Below are 848 nucleotides of genomic sequence, written 5' to 3' on the forward strand. Positions count from 1 at the left end.
ACACGGCGCAGAACACACTGTCCACTGCAACGCCGACCGAACGCTTCTATTATGACGCATCCGGACGACTGGTGGCGTCGACGAATGCCAGAGGGTTCCTGACCCGTTTCGTCAATCTGGAAGGAACCGGGTATGAGGGAGGCGAAGCCCTCATCAAAGAGATGATCGATGTGGGCGGCAACAGCGTCTACACCGAGTATGACGTCCATGGCGAGGCGCGCCGGATCACCGACCAGATCGGTCGCATCACCACCCAGGAGTTCGATGTCTTCGGCAATATGGTGATGCAAAACCGGGCCGGCTTCCTGCAGGACAGCTTTGTCTATGACGAATTCGGCCGCCAGCTGCAGCGCAGTTACACGTTCAACGCCGCGCCGCGTTATGTTCGCGACACCTACGACATTGAAGGCCGGGTGATCCGCAACGTTACAGCCGGGGGCGACACAAAGCTCTATACCTATGAGTGGGATGGCACGAGCGAGACCACGGGTCTGGCGACCGTGTTTGGAGCCTGGAAGAAAACGACCACCGCTGTTGGTACGACCGGGGGAACCGGCACGAGTGGAGCGCGCCAGTTAATCGAGCTGACCGATCAATTCGGGCGCCGGATTAACTCGACCAATTACGGAAACCTCCAGAGCGGTTTTGAGTATGATCGCTCAGGTCGTATGACCCGACGGATTGGTTGGAACAACGACGACAAAGCGATCCACTACACCTACTTTAATACCGGAAACCTGGAATCAATTCGAACCAATGTTGCCCAGCATCCTGACACCGTTTACGGCGATGACTTCGAACTTCCAGAAACCGTCACCTCCTATCGCTACGATTCCCGCAGCAATATC

At 56.6% G+C, this 848-nt stretch carries 1 protein-coding gene; it reads left to right on the forward strand.

Annotated elements, in window-relative coordinates; translation table 11 throughout:
• Window positions 1-848: hypothetical protein (locus RMQ97_RS15515; RefSeq protein ID WP_413661807.1), on the forward strand; the 848-nt coding region annotated here is incomplete at both ends.

This window comes from Maricaulis sp. D1M11 (genome assembly GCF_047308265.1).
Lineage (GTDB): Bacteria > Pseudomonadota > Alphaproteobacteria > Caulobacterales > Maricaulaceae > Maricaulis.